The sequence below is a fragment of the Pseudomonas sp. NPDC087346 genome (genome assembly GCF_044744235.1).
In the GTDB taxonomy this organism is placed as follows: Bacteria; Pseudomonadota; Gammaproteobacteria; order Pseudomonadales; family Pseudomonadaceae; genus Aquipseudomonas.
The window spans coordinates 1-16,151 of the sequence record NZ_JBIUXX010000055.1; the positions used below are offsets into that span (position 1 = coordinate 1).

The window sequence follows — 16,151 nt, forward strand, 5'->3', positions numbered from 1 at the left end:
AGGAGCAGATTGCGTTCCTGAGTCAGGGTCATGCCGCTGCCGATCATGTCGAATTTGTCGGTCATCAGCGCCGGGATGATCCCGTCGTAACCGGTGGACACCAGCTCCAGCTTGACGCCCATGGCTTTGGTCATGGCTTTGAGGAGATCGACTTCGAAACCGATGATCTCACCGCGCTTGTTGGTCATCTCGAACGGCATGTAAGTCGGGTCCATGCCGACTTTCAAGGTGCCGCGCTTGACTGCGTCATCGATTGCACCGGCGTGCGCCGCATTGACTGCAACCAGTGCCGTGACGCCGACCAGCAGCATCGATAGATACTTCTTCATCTTCAAGTCCCCAAAACCATTGCGTTTGCGGCGCGAAAACCGACAGTGATGGGCAAAAAATGCCCGGGTGCGCCAATTCGGGGACGGATGCTAACGCACTCGTTTGTTTGCACAAGCGTTAATGGACGATTTGTTTAACAATAAAAAAGCCCCGCTGGATGGCGGGGCTTCTCTTTTAGGCCGGTTGAGCTTGCAGACTCACCGGTTGCAGCGGCAGCAGCGGCGCATGGGGGTCGGCTTTCACCGATGCACGCCAGGCGTCCAGCCACTCACTGTGGCTTTCGCTCCAGACCAGCTCGTGCAGACGCGCCAGGGCTACCGGATCGCTCAGCAGTTGCAGGCGATCATGGTTGCTCAGCGCCGCCGGACCGACTTTCAGTGCGTGACGCACGCGCTCCTGACGCAGCAACTCGATCGGCTCGGCCTGACCGTGACGCGAGGTCGCCAGCGAGCACGCCAAGGCGTTCTGCTGCGGATCGACCACGGCGCGGACAAAGCCGTCGTTCAGGGCATGCCAACGGTTTTCGTGGGTGTACTTGTCGGTGGCCACCAACGCCTCTGGCGGATTGTATTCCTCAGGGATGAGGAACAGGCTCTCGTCGCGGGACTTCAGGCCCAGACCGACGCGGCTGGAAATCACCGATACCGGAATCGACAGCATCAGCGAACCGACAATCGGCACCAGCCACCACAGGAAGCTTGGGTTCAGCCAGATCACCAGCAGTGCCCAGAAGAAACCCAACAGGGTTTGCGGACCGTGGCGTTTGACCGCTTCGCTCCATGGTGTCGAGTCGTCGTCACGTTGCGGCGAATTCCAGGTCGCGGCCCAGCCAAGGAACGCGGCCAGGACGAAACGGGTGTGGAAAATCATCCGTACCGGCGCCAGCAGCATGGAGAACAGCATCTCCAGCAGCATCGACAGGGTCACTTTGAACTTGCCACCGAACTCTTTCGCGCCCTTGGCCCAGATCAGGATGATGCTCAACAACTTCGGCAGGAACAGCAGCACGACAGTCGTGGAGAACAACGCAATGGCCTTGTCCGGGTGCCATTGTGGCCACAGCGGATAAAGCTGACGGGGTTCGAGGAAATACTGCGGCTCCATCAATGTGTTTACCGCCAGCAGCGCAGTCGACAGCACCAGGAAGAAGAACCACAACGGCGCTGACAGGTAAGACATCACGCCAGTCAGGAACACCGCACGGTGCACCGGGTGCATGCCCTTGACCAGGAACAGACGGAAGTTCATCAGGTTGCCGTGGCACCAGCGACGGTCACGCTTGAGTTCGTCGAGCAGGTTCGGTGGAAGTTCTTCGTAGCTGCCCGGCAGGTCGTAGGCAATCCACACGCCCCAGCCGGCACGACGCATCAGCGCCGCTTCAACGAAGTCGTGGGAGAGGATCGCACCGGAGAACGCACCTTTGCCCGGCAACGGAGCCAAGGCGCAGTGGTCGATGAACGGCTTCATGCGGATGATCGCGTTGTGACCCCAGTAGTGGGATTCACCCAACTGCCAGAAGTGCAGACCGGCGGTAAACAGCGGGCCGTATACGCGGGTGGCGAACTGCTGCATGCGCGCATACAGCGTGTCCATGCCCGAAGCACGCGGCGCGGTCTGGATGATCCCGGCGTCCGGCGTGGCTTCCATCAAGCGCACCAGACTGGTCAGGCACTCACCGCTCATGACCGAGTCAGCGTCGAGAACGACCATGTACTTGTAGTCACCACCCCAGCGACGGCAGAAGTCGTCGAGGTTGCCGCTCTTGCGTTTCACACGACGGCGACGGCGGCGATAGAAGATCTTGCCGAAGCCTTTGGCTTCACGGCAGACATCCAGCCAGGCCTGTTGCTCGGCCACGCAGATGTCGGTGTCGTTACTGTCGCTGAGAACGAAGAAGTCGAAGCGATCCAGATCACCGGTAGCGGCGACCGACTCGAAGGTTGCACGCAGACCGGCAAACACTCGCGGCACGTCTTCGTTGCAGATCGGCATCACCAGTGCGGTGCGTGCGTCCTTGGCAATCGGTTCGTTGCCGGCGCTTTTGCCGGAGATGCGGTATTTGTCGTGGCCGGTAAGCAACTCAAGGAAGCCCATCAGCGCAGTCCAGAAACCGGCAGACACCCAGCAGAACAGAATCCCGAACAGAATCAGGATGCTGGTTTGCAGTGCATACGGCAGCACTTGCGTGGCGGTTTGCATCAGCGGTTGATGCAGGACTTCTTCCAGATCGACGAACGACCAGCCTTGGTACGGCATGATGCCTTTCATGTACCAGCCGGCGACGATGGTCTGGCCGAGCATCAGCACCAGCAGAATATAGCGACGGATCGAACCAACAGTGCGCCAGCGCGCTGCCGGCAGGACGTTTTCGTCCTTCGGCGGCTGAGGCGGGTTAGTGCGACCGGTCAGGCGGCGCCAGCCACGCACCAGAATATTGGTGCGCCATGGCTCCGGTACAACCTTGGTCCGGCGGATCGGCGGTGTCGCCTTGAGGCTGACCCGACCGCTGGCGTCGAGCACCAGCATTTCCGCTTCTTCCAACTCTTCGGCAGTGCTCAGGACCAGGCGCTTGCCCACCGAAGCCTGGGCGGCTTCGGTCGGTGCGTCGAATGTCGAGGACGACAGGCGTTGATGCAATTCGCTGAACGACTGGCAGCCCGCGAGTTCCGCGCGCTGCTCGTCGGTCATCGGCAGATGCGCCAGATACTCGGAAAGAGTCTCTGGCTGTACTTGAGAATTACTCATCGGCAGGCAACTGATAGCTCCAGGTCTCGGTCAGGACTTCTTCAGTCGGTGCCGATTCCGGTGTGGCTGGGGCCGCAGCCGCTGGCTGCTTGGCATCTTTGTTGGCCTTGTCCTTGGCATCTGCGGCTGGCTTGGCGTCGGCCTGTTTGGCCTCGGCTGCCTTGGCTTCCTTGTCTTCTTTCTCTTGCTGCCTGGCGGCAACCTTGTCGGCCTTGGCGACGGACGAGTTGGACGCCGGCACCGAAGACTTGGCCAGATCAGCCGGAATCACTTGCTGCACCAGCGCGGCACGCATCTCGGTCGCTTTGCTCGCGTCCTTGATTTTCATCCGCAGGGTCAGGCGCCAGCCCTTGGTTTCAGGGTTGTAACGCACGCTGTTCTCGACCAGTTCGGCGTTGTCGCCGACGCTGACCTGACTGCGAACGTCCGCATCCGGGGCCAATGCCGCGAGCGACGGACCTTCGAAGTCGACCAGATAGGCAACGCTGCCGTCCGGTTGACGGATCAGGTTCGATTGTTTGACGTCACCGGTCGAACGCAGGGTCTGCTTGACCCAGGCGCTGTCCGGCGCGTGGATGGCTGCTTCGTCCATGGTCCAGTGCAAACGGTAGGCGAAGTCCAGTGGCTGGCCTGGCTCCGGCATTTTTTCCGGGCTCCAGAACGCAACGATGTTGTCGTTGGTTTCGTCAGCGGTCGGAATTTCGACCAGATCAACGCTGCCCTTGCCCCACTCGCCCTTCGGCTCGATCCAGGCGCTTGGGCGCTTGTCGTAGCGGTCGTCGAGGTCTTCGTAGTGGCTGAAGTCACGGCCACGTTGCAGCAGACCGAAACCACGCGGGTTCTCGACGCTGAAGTTGCTCACGGACAGATGTTTCGGGTTGTTCAGTGGGCGCCAGATCCACTCGCCGTTGCCGGCATGGATCGACAGACCGCTGGAGTCGTGCAGTTCACGACGATAGTTGAGCACTTTCGACGGCTGGTTGGCGCCGAACAGGAACATGCTGGTCAGCGGTGCGATACCGAGTTTGCCGACTTTGTCACGCAGGAACATCTGCGCTTTGACGTCGACGATGGTGTCGCTGCCCGGACGCAGGATCAGACGGTAGGCACCGGTGGCACGCGCCGAGTCCAGCAGGGCGAAGATCACCAGATGCTTGTCGCCCGGCTTCGGCTGTTGAATCCAGAACTCGCGGAAACGCGGGAATTCTTCGCCCGACGGCAGCGCGGTGTCGATGGCCAGACCACGAGCCGACAGGCCGTAGGTGTGACCCTTGCCGACGACGCGGAAGTAGCTCGCGCCGAGCATGGTCATGATTTCGTCTTGCTTGTCGGCCTTGTTGATCGGGTAAAGCACACGGAAACCGGCATAACCCAGTTGTTCGGTAGCTTTAGGATCGAATTTCAGATCACCGAAATCAAAGCGCGACGGGTCGTATTTGATCTCTTCGACGGTATTCGCGGTGATTTCGTTGATTTTCACCGGCGTATCGAAGTGCATACCCTGGTGATAGAAGGACAGCTTGAACGGCGTCTTCTGATCAGCCCACTCGGCTTTTTCGGTGAGGAAGCGGATTTTCTGATAGTCCGCGAATTTCATGTCACGGAATTCGTTCGGCAAGTTGCTGCGCGGGGCTTCGAACTTCTGCCCGGCCAGCTCTTTAGCCTTGGCCGATACATCGTCAAGACTGAACGCCCAAAGCTGACCGGCGCTGAGCAGGCACAGGAGCGCCGAGCCCGCTACCAGAGCACTTCGCAAGCGTTTGGCAGACAATTTTGCTGCATTACAGGGACTAACAATCACGAGCAACCCTCGCCGAAAACAGATCAAAAAACCAACGGCCAGATTAAGTGCCTGTGAGGTTATCGGCTTTGAAAAGCCGACCTTCCAGAGCACCCTTGCCAAGTTGGCGAGCATTGTTCCGACTCCGCAGGGGCAAAATGATTCCCCAATCGGATACGGACAAGTCTCTACCTAAGTCAAAAATGGACCAACGAACGCCGATCCCCGCAGCGCGCGATTATCTAGTAGCCCGCGTTACAACGCATCAGGGGTAACCAAGTATTTATCGCGAATACACGCGAAAAACAGTCGAAATTTCCTAAAAAGGTGTTTCAAGTGCTTTCACGTCTGTAACAAAAAGGTAACCGGGCCATCATTGACTAGGTGCACCTGCATATCCGCGCCGAATCTACCTGATGCCACAGTGCCATGCATCTGTTTCGCTTTGCTTAATAGATAGTCGAACAACTCCTCACCGAGGGCCGGAGGCGCCGCGCTCGAAAAACCCGGTCGCAGCCCGCTTCTGGTATCAGCGGCGAGGGTGAACTGAGAGACCAGCAGCAACCCGCCACCCACGTCCGCGAGGGACAAATTCATCTTGCCCTCCGCGTCACTGAATACCCGATAGTTAAGCAGCTTATGCAGAAGTTTGTCGGCGCTTGCACGGGTGTCGTCGGGTTCGACGGCCACCAGCACCAGCAAACCCTGATCTACCGCGCCGACAACCTCCCCCGCTACTTCAACCCGCGCACCACGAACCCGCTGTAATAGACCCTTCATGCTTCTTCGGGCGGCAAGTCGAGCAGGCGTCGCGCCATATTACTGGCCGCTCGTACCAACGCATCGGTGATGCCCGGTTCGGAGGCGGCATGGCCTGCGTCGCGAATAACCTGCAACTCACTGTTCGGCCAGTTCTGGTGCAATTCCCAGGCGTTGTCGAGCGGGCAGATCACGTCGTAACGACCGTGGATGATCACGCCCGGCAGATGGGCGATCTTGCCCATGTCGCGGATCAGTTGATTCGGCTCGAGGAAGGCATTGTTGGTGAAGTAATGGCATTCGATCCGGGCAATCGACAGCGCTCGCTGTGGCTCGGAGAAGCGATCGACCACCAGCGGATTCGGCCGCAGGGTCGCGGTGCGCCCTTCCCAGGTCGACCAGGCCTTGGCTGCGTGCATCTGCGCGATCTGATCGTTGCCGGTCAGGCGCTTGTGGAAAGCGCTGAGCAGGTCGCCGCGCTCGTCCAGCGGGATCGGCGCGATGTAGTCCTGCCAGTAATCGGGAAACAGACGACTGGCGCCCGCCTGATAAAACCACTCGATTTCCTGCGGACGGCAGAGAAAGATCCCACGCAGAATCAGACCATGCACACGCTCAGGATGGGTTTGCGCGTAGGCCAGCGCCAGGGTCGAACCCCAGGAACCGCCGAACAGCACCCATTTCTCGATGCCCAAGTGTTTGCGGATACGCTCAAGGTCGGCGACCAGATCCCAGGTGGTGTTGTTTTCGAGGCTGGCGTGCGGCGTCGAACGGCCGCAACCGCGCTGGTCGAAGGTGACGATGCGATACAGGTTCGGATCGAAGTAGCGACGGCTCTGCGCATCGCATCCGGCGCCGGGACCACCGTGGATAAAAACCACCGGCAGGCCTTCCGGCGAACCGCTTTCGTCGACGTACAGCGTATGGGTGTCATCGACAGCCAGATCGTGCCGGGCATGGGGTTTGATCTGCGGAAACAAAGTCTGCATTGCGCGCTCCGTAAGGGGTCGAGGTCATCCCTGGGGGGACATCTATTATTCTGCCGTCCGGCATCATAAACCCGATTTACGTCAATGAGCATGCTCCAGCGCAGTCACAATTTGTCAGCCATAAACCCGAGCAGGTTTTCGTAGAGGCGATCGACCTCGGCGACCTGTCCGCGCGCCCTTAAACAGCCGTGTACCAATCCTTCGCCGTAATAAAGCGTCGCGTCTGTCAGACGTTCGGCGTAGCGCACGCCGTCATCACGTAGCGGATCGAATTGCGCCACAGCAATGAATGCCGGAGGTAATCCGGTGAAATCTTCGGCGAGCAATGGCATTGCATAGGCGTCGGGTTCAGCGCTGCCGCGCAGATACAACGCGTGATAACAATCGACGTCGCTACTGCTGAGTAGCGGCGCGTCGGCGCATTCGCTGCGTGACGGCAAATGCTCGTCACTGCCGAGGCCGGGATAGATCAGAACTTGCGCGCTCGGCAGCGGTTCGCCGGCATCGCGCAGGGCCAGACATAACGCGGCCGCGAGATTGCCCCCGGCGCTGTCGCCTGCCACCAGCATTTTTTCTGGATCAAACCAGAACAACCCACTGCGCAAGGCGCGCCAGACGCTCAGGCAATCTTCGAAACCGGCGGGGAATGGATTTTCGGGTGCCAAGCGGTAATCCACTGCGACCACCATCGCCCCCAACGCCATGGCCAGCTCGAAGCAAATGAAGTCGTGGGAGTCGAGGCCGCCGACCACCCAACCGCCACCGTGGAGGTACAGCACGCACGGCCAGCCGCTGGATGCAGGCTGTATCGGCGGACGGTAGGAACGGACAGCGACGCCGCTTAATTGGAAGTTCACCACCTCAAGTCCGACCGGCGGCTGCGGCGTGAAGGCGCGGCACATTTCATCGTAGCCGCGACGCAGGCCGACGAGGCTGCTGTCATCGCTGCTGAAACTGAGCGTCCTGGCGACAAATGCCGCCATTGACGCTGAAAGTCGGTAGGGAGCCATAAGCCCTCGGCTTGAACAAAATCTTTTAGATGACTCAGTACCGTGGCGAGGGGATTTATCCCCGTTGGACTGCGCAGCAGTCCCGCTGCTCTTCACGCAAGAGAGGGGCCGCTACGCGACTCAACGGGGATAAATCCCCTCGCCACAATGTGTGGTTGGTGATCCGGAACATTCAGGTGTCAGTTTTTCAGGCTGGCCTGCACCGTCGCTACGCCGTCCTTGCCATCCACGCTGCTGACACCCGCCAGCCAGCGCTGCAGATCTTCGGGATGCTCACGCAGCCAGGCCTTCGCCACTTCCTGAGGCGTCTTGCGCTCCATGATCGGCACCATCAACTGGCTTTCCTGCGCGGCGGTAAAGCTCAGGTTTCCCAGCAAGCGGTAAACGTTCGGGCAGCGTTCGGCGTAATCCGGCGCGGTCACGGTCGAGACTGTCGCGGCACCTTCGTTCGGGCCGTAGACGTCTTCGCTACCGGTCAGGTAGGTGATCTTCATGTTGATGTTCATCGGGTGCGGGGTCCAGCCGACGAACACCACGAATTCCTTGCGGTTCACCGCCCGCTGCACGGCGGCGAGCATCCCGGCCTCACCGGACTCGATAATTTTGAAGTCCTTTAGGCCAAAGTGATTGGTCTCGATCATGGTTTTGATCGTGGTGTTGGCACCGCTGCCCGGCTCGATCCCGTAGATCTTGCCGCCGAGTTGATCCTTGAATTTCGCGATATCGGCAAAGGTTTTCAGCCCCGCCGCCGCAACATATTCCGGCACCGCGAGGGTCGCCTGAGCATCGGCCAGACTGGGCTTGGGCATGACTTTGAGTTGATTGGCGGCGAGGAATGGCGCGATGTTGTTGTCCATCGCCGGTTTCCAGTAACCGAGGAAGATGTCCAGGCGCTTGTCGCGGATGCCGGCGAAGATGATCTGCTGCACGGCGCTGGTCTGCTTGCTTTCATAGCCGAGGCCGTTGAGCAGTACATCGGCCATGCCGCTGGTGGCGATGACGTCGGTCCAGTTGACCACGCCCATGCGTACGGTTTTGCAGGACGCGTCGTCACTGGCCATGGCGCCGGCGCTGAGCAGCGCACTGCCGGAGAGGATCAACGCACAACGCGCTAACAACTGGGTTATCGGTCTTGTCATCGGGAGCGGTCTCGAGCGGCAGCGGATTATTGTCGGATCGGTGTCTGCGCACCGTGGCCGAAACATTACCCAGCCGTCGAGCGGCAAAAGCGAACTGTGGCGACCGTGTTTTGCACGGTGGCGACCCAAAGTGAACACCGCACCTGTAGGAGTGAGCCTGCTCGCGATTGCGGTTGTTCAGTCAACACTTCAGCGACTGACATTCCGCTTTCGCGAGCAGGCTCACTCCTACAGGAGGTATGTGCCTGACGTTATTGCGCGTAGTGTTTTTCGCCCCAGGCCAGGAAGCCTTGCAGCAATTCCTTGAGCACCACCCGCGTAGGCTCCGCCAGATCGGCGCGGTAGCGGAACGGTTCGAACTCTTCCATGTAAGTGCACTGCCCCAGTTCCAGTTGCACTGCATGGATGTTCTGCGCCGGATTGCCGTAATGCCGGGTGATGTGACCGCCCTTGAAGCGTCCGTTCAGCACGTGGCTGTAGTCGCCGTGGCGGGCGCAGATCGCTTCCAGTTGCGTGGCCAGTTGTGGATCGCAACTGGCGCCATTGAAGGTACCGAGGTTGAAGTCCGGCAGCTTGCCGTCGAACAGGTGCGGGATGATCGAGCGGATCGAATGCGCATCGAACAGCAACGCGTAACCGAACTCGGCCTTCAACCTCGCCAGCTCTTGCTGCAAGGTGCGGTGGTACGGCGTCCAGATCTGTTGCAGATACGTCGCACGCTCCTCTTTCGACGGTTCGTGCCCTTCGCGAAACAGCGGAATGCCATCGAACAGCGTCGCCGGATACAGGCCGGTGGTAGCGCCTGCGTACAGCGGTTTGTCATCGGACGGACGGTTGAGGTCGATGACAAACCGCGAATATTCGGCCGCGAGCGTACTGGCGCCCAGTTCTTCTGCGAAGTCGTACAGCTGCGGAATATGCCAATCGGTGTCCGGCAGGCTTTTCGCGTCGGGGATCAGCCCGGCCTCGACAATCGGGGTCAGACGAGTGCCGGCGTGGGGCATGCTGATCAGCAGCGGTACGCGACCTTGTTTGAAGTTCAGAACCTTATCCACAACCGCTCTCCTACAGACTTGATTCAACGCCGTGACGCACGACGCGTTTGTCCAGATCACCACCGAGCCAGTACGCCAGATCCGCCGGGCGGTCGATTTGCCAAGCGACAAAATCCGCGACCTTGCCGACTTCCAGCGACCCGTGAGTCTCGGCCATGCCCAACGCTTGCGCGGCGTGAATGGTCGCGCCAGCCAGGGCTTCTTCCGGGGTCATGCGGAAACAGGTGCAGGCCATATTCAGCATCAGGCGCAACGACAGCGCCGGCGAGGTGCCGGGGTTGAGGTCGCTGGCGATGGCGATTTTCACCTTGTGCTTGCGCAGCGCATCCATCGGCGGCAATTGGGTTTCGCGCAGGAAGTAGAACGCACCCGGCAGCAGCACCGCGACGGTGTCGGATGCGGCCATGGCGATGGCGTCCTCCTCGTCCATGAACTCCAGATGATCAGCCGACAACGCGTGGTAACGCGCCGCCAGACTGGAGCCGTGTAACGAGGACAATTGTTCAGCGTGCAATTTCACCGGCAAACCGAGTTGCTGTGCGGCGATGAACACCCGCTCAACCTGCTCTGGCGAGAACGCCAGGTATTCACAGAACGCATCCACGGCATCGACCAGCCCTTCAGCCGCCAGCGATGGCAGCATTTCGGCGCAGATGTGCTCGATGTAATCGTCAGCGCGATCCTTGTATTCAGGCGGCAGCGCGTGAGCCGCCAGACAGGTGCTGCGCACGCTGATCGGCAGTTCAGCGGCGAGGCGACGGATGACCCGCAGGATCTTGCGTTCGTTGGCCAGATCGAGGCCGTAACCGGATTTCATTTCGACCGTGGTCACACCGTCGCGCATCAGGCTTTTCAGGCGTTTGGCGGCGCTGGCGAACAGTTCGTCTTCAGTGGCTTCACGGGTGGCGCGTACGGTGCTGGCGATGCCACCACCGGCTGCAGCAATTTCCGCGTAGCTGACACCTTGCAGGCGTTTTTCGAATTCGCCGCTGCGGTTGCCGCCGAACACCGTGTGGGTGTGGCAGTCGATCAGGCCGGGGGTGACCCACGCGCCTTGCAGATCATTGACCGCCGGATATTCGCCGGAAGGCAGAAGATGGCGCGGGCCGATCCACTCGATATGCGCACCGGACGTCACGATGGCCGCATCCTCGATGATCGAGTAGACGCCTTGCGCCATGGTTGCGACGTGGCAGTGTTGCCAGAGGGTTTTCATCCCTTAGTCTCCACAGTATTCAAAATCGAATCGCCAGCAGGCTGGCTCCCACACTTGGAAAACATACCCCTGTGGGAGCCAGCCTGCTGGCGATGAGTCCATCACAGGCTAGGCAAAAGCTTGGCTGGAATCAGTTCAGTCAGGCAGCGCGAGGCCAGCAGATCAGTCGCGGCAATGATGTCCGGCGCAAAGAACCGGTCCTTCTCATAGAACGCTACTTCCTTGCGCAGAATCGCCCGCGCCTGTTCCAGTTTCACCGAAGTCTTCAGACCATTGCGCAGGTCCAGACCCTGAGCCGCCGCCAGCCATTCCACCGCGAGAATCCCGCGAGTGTTTTCGGCCATTTCCCACAGGCGTTTGCCGGCAGCAGGCGCCATGGAGACGTGGTCTTCCTGGTTGGCCGAGGTCGGCAGGCTGTCCACCGAATGCGGATGGGACAAGGCCTTGTTCTCGCTGGCCAGTGCAGCTGCGGTCACTTGCGCGATCATGAAACCGGAGTTCACCCCGCCATTCGCCACCAGGAACGGCGGCAGTTGCGACATGTGCTTGTCCATCATCAGCGAGATGCGGCGTTCGCTCAGCGAGCCGATTTCAGCGATCGCCAGCGCCATGTTGTCAGCGGCCATGGCGACGGGTTCAGCGTGGAAGTTACCGCCGGAAATCACGTCGCCTTCAGCAGCGAATACCAACGGGTTGTCGGACACCGCGTTGGCTTCGACGGCCAGCACTTCGGCGGCCTGACGGAACTGGGTCAGGCAGGCGCCCATGACTTGTGGCTGGCAGCGCAGGGAGTACGGGTCCTGAACCTTCTCGCAATTCTGGTGCGAGTCGGAGACTTCGCTACGCTCACCGAGCAGATCGCGGTAAGCAGCGGCGGCATCGATCTGGCCTTTCTGCCCACGAGCGGCATGAATGCGCGCATCGAATGGCGAACGCGAGCCGAGCACCGCTTCAACGGTCAGACCGCCCAGCGCCAGCGCGCCGGCAAACAAATCTTCACCTTCAAACAGGCCACGCAGAGCAAACGCGGTGGAAACCTGTGTGCCGTTGAGCAGCGCCAAACCTTCTTTGGCAGCCAGTGTCAGCGGCGTCAGACCGGCGATTTTCAACGCTTCGGTCGCCTCCATCCACTCGCCCTTGTAACGCGCCTTGCCCTCGCCCAGCAGCACCAGCGACATGTGCGCCAGCGGTGCGAGGTCGCCGGAAGCACCGACCGAACCTTTCAACGGAATGTGCGGGTAAACCTCGGCGTTAATCAGTGCAATCAGCGCGTCGATCACCACCCGGCGAATGCCGGAGAAACCACGGCTGAGGCTGTTGACCTTGAGCACCATGACCAGACGCACCAGCGCATCGCTGATCGGCTGGCCGACGCCAGCGGCGTGGGACAACACCAGCGAACGCTGGAGGTTTTCCAGGTCTTCGCTGGCGATGCGGGTCGAAGCCAGCAGGCCGAAACCGGTGTTGATGCCGTAAGCGGTGCGGTTCTCGGCGAGAATCTGCTCAACGCAGGCGACGCTGGCTTCGATCTGCGCGGAAGCGCTGTTGTCGAGGCTCAGCTTGACCGGGTTCTGATAAATCTCACGCAGTTGGGCCAGGCTCAGTTGGCCGGGAATCAGGTTCAGCGCAGTCATTTTGTGCTCCTTTTGAGAGTTTTCTTGTTAACTCGCCAGACGCTCCGGAGATGTCCGTTGTCCGTCGCGTCTCGCCTTTTGGGGAGCCGCGCCTTGGCACGCTGGCGTGGGTATTTGTCAGTGCAGATTCGGTAGAACGTTGTGCAGCAGATTCGCGTCTTTCAATACGCTAGCGGCGGCGGCGATATCCGGCGCCAGCCAGCGATCCTGATCGTAGGCCGGGACTTTTTCACGCAGCAGTCGCCACGCGATATCGGTACCCGCGCCGAAGCGTTGTTCTTTCAAAAATTCGAAAGCCTGGGCCGCCAGCAGATACTCGATGGCGAGGATCTGCGTACAGTTTTCCAGCGCCCGGTGCAGCTTCAGTGCAGCGTTGGTGCCCATGCTCAAATGGTCTTCCTGCAAACCGGAAGTGATGTAGTTATCGAGCACGGCCGGTTGCGCCAACTGGCGATTTTCGGCGCACAACGAGGCGGCGACGTATTGCACGATCATCATCCCGGAGTTCACCCCCGGATTGGCTACCAGAAACGCCGGCAGACCGCTGACGTGCGGGTTGACCAGACGATCGAGGCGACGCTCGGCAATCGAGCCGATTTCGGCCATGGCAATCGCCAGCAGATCCGCTGCCATTGCCACGGACTGGCCGTGCGGGTTGGCTTGCGACATCACCCGGAAATTGTCCGGTGTGCCCAGCAGCAACGGGTTATCGGTGCAGCCGTTAAGCTCGGCTTCGACCTGTTTGATCGCGTGTGCGAGTTGATCCCGCGCCGCGCCGTGCACCTGCGGAATCGAACGGATGCTCAACGCATCCTGGGTGCGAATGCCTTTGCTTGAGGCGATCACTTCGCTGCCGTCGAGCAAGCCGCGCAAATTGACGCCCACCTGCTGCATGCCCGGGTGTGGCTTGAGCGCGATGATCTCGGCATCGAACGCATCGATTTGCCCACGCTGCGCTTCGAAACTCATGGCGCCGATGACATCGGCCCATTGCACCAGCCGCGTGGCATCGGCAATCGCCAGACAGCTGAGGCCGGTCATGCACGGCGTGCCGTTGACCAGACACAAACCGTCCTTGGCGCCGAGTTGCACCGGCTGCAAACCCTCTTCAGCCAAGGCCTGTTGCGCCGAGACGATCTGCCCGCGATAGCTGACATTGCCGACGCCGAGCAGTGTGATGCCGATGTGCGCCATGTGGGTCAGATAGCCCACCGAGCCTTGCGCTGGAACCTGCGGGGTGATGCCGCGATTGAGCAGCGCCAGCAGTGCTTCGACCACCCGGCGATGCAGGCCGGATTTGCCGTGGCTGTAGTTACGAATTGCCGTACAGATGATCGCGCGGGTTTGCTCGTCGGCCAATACCGGACCAACGCCGCAGGCATGGCTGAGCAAGGTGTTGCGCGACAACTGGCTGAGTTGCTCGTCTTTCAGCGAGACGTTGGACAAGCCGCCCAGACCGGTGTTGACGCCATAGGCGCGCTCGCCGCTGGCGACAATGCGCTGGACGATGGCCTGAGCATTTTCGATGCGCGCCCAGGTCTCGCTCGACAGTTCGAGCACCGCGCCATCACGGGCAACGGCGACCACGTCCTGCCAGCGCAGGTGGTCGCCTGTGATCACTACTTTTTCAGCCTGGGACATCTAAAACCTCAACCGTAATATTGATGCAACTTCACTGGCCTCATCGCTGGCAAGCCAGCTCCCACAGGGATCTTGGCGCTCACACAATCCTTGTGGGAGCTGGCTTGCCAGCGATGGGGTCAGTCAATGCACTGCATAACTCAGATCAAACCACCGCAGCCCGCCGCTGCACGAACCGGTCGACATACTCATCCGCCGGCGAATGCAGAATCTCGCGTGGCGTGCCGACCTGGATCAACCGGCCATCCTTGAGGATCGCAATACGGTTGCCGATGCGCACGGCTTCGTCGAGGTCGTGGGTGATGAAGACGATGGTCTTGTGCAGAGTCTTTTGCAGCTCCAGCAACTGATCCTGCATCTCGGCGCGGATCAGCGGATCGAGGGCGCTGAACGCCTCATCCATGAGGATGATGTCGGTGTCCGCCGCCAAGGCCCGGGCCAGGCCCACACGCTGACGCATGCCGCCGGAGAGCTGGTGCGGGTATTTGTTTTCGTAGCCTTTGAGGCCCACGGTGTTGATCCAGTGCAGCGCACGCTCAGAGCACACTTGCTTGCTCTCGCCGCGCACTTTCAAGCCGTAAGCGACGTTGTCCAGCACGGTCTTGTGCGGCAGCAGGCCGAAGCTCTGGAACACCATGCTGATCTTGTGCCTGCGAAATTCGCGCAGGGCGTCCATGTCGTATTGCAGGATGTCCACGCCGTCGACCAGGATCGCGCCGCTGGTCGGGTCGATCAGGCGATTGAAGTGGCGCACCAGCGTCGACTTGCCGGAGCCGGACAGGCCCATGATCACGAAGATCTCGCCGGTACCGATGCTCAGCGACAAGTCGTTGACCCCGACCACGCAACCGGTCTCGCTCAGCACCTGATCCTTGGTCTTACCCTGACCGACCATGGCCAGTGCATCCTTGGCACGGTTGCCGAAAATCTTGAAGACGTTTTTGACTTCGATCTTGCTCACGGTTGCGTTGTTCATTTGCTCACCTCATGCCGTGGACGACCGTATGCCTGAGTAATGCGGTCGATGACCACTGCGAGAATCACGATCGCCAGACCGGCCTCAAGACCACGTCCGACGTTGAGGGTCTGAATCCCCACCAGCACGTCTTCACCAAGGCCACGGGCACCGATCATCGAGGCGATTACCACCATCGACAGGGCCATCATGGTGGTCTGGTTGATCCCGGCCATGATGCTCGGCAGGGCCAGCGGCAGTTGCACGCCGAACAGTTGCTGCCAGCGGTTGGCACCGAACGCGTTGATCGCTTCCATCACTTCACCGTCAACCTGACGAATGCCCAGATCGGTCAGACGAATCAGTGGCGGCGCAGCGTAGATCACCGTGGCGAAAATCGCCGGCACCTTGCCCAGACCGAACAGCATCAGCACCGGGATCAAGTACACGAAACTCGGCATGGTCTGCATGATGTCGAGCAACGGCATCAGCACCGAACGCAGGCGATTGCTGCGCGCCGAGAGAATCCCCAGCGGGATGCCGATCAACACCGAAATGATCGTTGCTACCATCATCAGCGCCAGCGTCTGCATCAGCTTGTCCCACAGGCCGACGGCGCCGACCAGGAACAGCAGACCGACGATCACCGCAGTGGTGACGACTTTGCGCGTCGCATGCCAGGCCACGCCGCCAACGATTGCCAGCATCAACCACCATGGCGCCGCACGCAGCAGGCCTTCGAGATTGACGATGGCCCACAACAGAGTGTCGGAGATGTGGCGGAACACATCGCCGTAGTTGGTGACCAGCGAATCGACCCAACCGTTGACCCAGTCAGCGATGGAAAAGGTAAAGCTTTCGGGAAACATAAGCGGCTCTCAATCAGAAATCTCAATCC

Annotated in this window: 13 protein-coding genes; all 13 read right to left on the minus strand. The window is 60.3% G+C overall.

Translation table 11 applies throughout. The annotated features are described in order from the left end of the window. On the minus strand, positions 1 to 329 hold a 329-nt coding region (locus tag ACIOZM_RS24990; RefSeq protein WP_401218613.1), incomplete at its 3' end, for a transporter substrate-binding domain-containing protein. Positions 330 to 504: 175 nt separating this feature from the next. After that, positions 505 to 3,075 carry a glucans biosynthesis glucosyltransferase MdoH gene (mdoH, locus tag ACIOZM_RS24995; protein WP_401218615.1) on the minus strand — a complete coding sequence of 857 codons (2,571 nt, stop codon included), beginning with the start codon at positions 3,073 to 3,075 and terminating at the stop codon, positions 505 to 507. Then, on the minus strand, positions 3,068 to 4,876 hold the full coding sequence (locus ACIOZM_RS25000; RefSeq protein WP_401218618.1) for a glucan biosynthesis protein G: 1,809 nt from the start codon (positions 4,874 to 4,876) through the stop codon (positions 3,068 to 3,070). The genes mdoH and ACIOZM_RS25000 overlap by 8 nt, the downstream gene beginning before the upstream one ends. A gap of 321 nt (positions 4,877 to 5,197) precedes the next feature. After that, a complete protein-coding gene (gene dtd / locus ACIOZM_RS25005) occupies positions 5,198 to 5,635 on the minus strand; it encodes a D-aminoacyl-tRNA deacylase (protein ID WP_401218621.1) in 438 nt (145 codons plus the stop codon). Next, entirely contained in the window at positions 5,632 to 6,603 is a 972-nt protein-coding gene (pip, locus tag ACIOZM_RS25010; protein WP_401218624.1) for a prolyl aminopeptidase, read from the minus strand. The genes dtd and pip overlap by 4 nt, the downstream gene beginning before the upstream one ends. Positions 6,604 to 6,707: 104 nt before the next feature. Next, the gene (locus ACIOZM_RS25015) at positions 6,708 to 7,613 is read right to left on the minus strand and encodes an alpha/beta hydrolase (RefSeq protein WP_401218627.1); all 906 of its coding nucleotides are present in this window, start codon (positions 7,611 to 7,613) and stop codon (positions 6,708 to 6,710) included. Positions 7,614 to 7,792: 179 nt separating this feature from the next. Further along, on the minus strand, positions 7,793 to 8,752 hold the full coding sequence (locus ACIOZM_RS25020; RefSeq protein ID WP_401218630.1) for a choline ABC transporter substrate-binding protein: 960 nt from the start codon (positions 8,750 to 8,752) through the stop codon (positions 7,793 to 7,795). 251 nt (positions 8,753 to 9,003) lie between these two features. Then, positions 9,004 to 9,807, minus strand: a complete 804-nt coding sequence (hutG, locus tag ACIOZM_RS25025; protein WP_401218633.1) for an N-formylglutamate deformylase — start codon at positions 9,805 to 9,807, stop codon at positions 9,004 to 9,006. 10 nt (positions 9,808 to 9,817) lie between these two features. Then, positions 9,818 to 11,023 carry an imidazolonepropionase gene (gene hutI / locus ACIOZM_RS25030; RefSeq protein WP_401218635.1) on the minus strand — a complete coding sequence of 402 codons (1,206 nt, stop codon included), beginning with the start codon at positions 11,021 to 11,023 and terminating at the stop codon, positions 9,818 to 9,820. 101 nt (positions 11,024 to 11,124) lie between these two features. Then, positions 11,125 to 12,657 (minus strand): histidine ammonia-lyase, encoded by a 1,533-nt coding sequence (gene hutH, locus ACIOZM_RS25035; protein WP_401218638.1) that lies wholly within the window; start codon positions 12,655 to 12,657, stop codon positions 11,125 to 11,127. Between the two features lie 117 nt (positions 12,658 to 12,774). After that, entirely contained in the window at positions 12,775 to 14,298 is a 1,524-nt protein-coding gene (hutH, locus tag ACIOZM_RS25040; protein ID WP_401218641.1) for a histidine ammonia-lyase, read from the minus strand. 145 nt (positions 14,299 to 14,443) lie between these two features. Then, positions 14,444 to 15,274 carry a glycine betaine/L-proline ABC transporter ATP-binding protein gene (locus tag ACIOZM_RS25045; RefSeq protein ID WP_401218644.1) on the minus strand — a complete coding sequence of 277 codons (831 nt, stop codon included), beginning with the start codon at positions 15,272 to 15,274 and terminating at the stop codon, positions 14,444 to 14,446. After that, complete coding sequence (locus tag ACIOZM_RS25050; RefSeq protein WP_401218647.1) at positions 15,271 to 16,122, minus strand: ABC transporter permease; 852 nt, start codon at positions 16,120 to 16,122, stop codon at positions 15,271 to 15,273. The genes ACIOZM_RS25045 and ACIOZM_RS25050 overlap by 4 nt, the downstream gene beginning before the upstream one ends. Positions 16,123 to 16,151 lie beyond the last annotated feature (29 nt).

Bases quoted from the DNA above. Each gene is read 5' to 3' on its own strand.
- mdoH (WP_401218615.1), bottom strand. From the start codon at position 3,075: ATGAGTAATTCTCAAGTACAGCCAGAGACTCTTTCCGAGTATCTGGCG.
- dtd (WP_401218621.1), bottom strand. From the start codon at position 5,635: ATGAAGGGTCTATTACAGCGGGTTCGTGGTGCGCGGGTTGAAGTAGCG.
- pip (WP_401218624.1), bottom strand. From the start codon at position 6,603: ATGCAGACTTTGTTTCCGCAGATCAAACCCCATGCCCGGCACGATCTG.
- ACIOZM_RS25015 (WP_401218627.1), bottom strand. From the start codon at position 7,613: ATGGCTCCCTACCGACTTTCAGCGTCAATGGCGGCATTTGTCGCCAGG.
- ACIOZM_RS25020 (WP_401218630.1), bottom strand. From the start codon at position 8,752: ATGACAAGACCGATAACCCAGTTGTTAGCGCGTTGTGCGTTGATCCTC.
- hutI (WP_401218635.1), bottom strand. From the start codon at position 11,023: ATGAAAACCCTCTGGCAACACTGCCACGTCGCAACCATGGCGCAAGGC.
- hutH (WP_401218638.1), bottom strand. From the start codon at position 12,657: ATGACTGCGCTGAACCTGATTCCCGGCCAACTGAGCCTGGCCCAACTG.
- hutH (WP_401218641.1), bottom strand. From the start codon at position 14,298: ATGTCCCAGGCTGAAAAAGTAGTGATCACAGGCGACCACCTGCGCTGG.
- ACIOZM_RS25045 (WP_401218644.1), bottom strand. From the start codon at position 15,274: ATGAACAACGCAACCGTGAGCAAGATCGAAGTCAAAAACGTCTTCAAG.
- ACIOZM_RS25050 (WP_401218647.1), bottom strand. From the start codon at position 16,122: ATGTTTCCCGAAAGCTTTACCTTTTCCATCGCTGACTGGGTCAACGGT.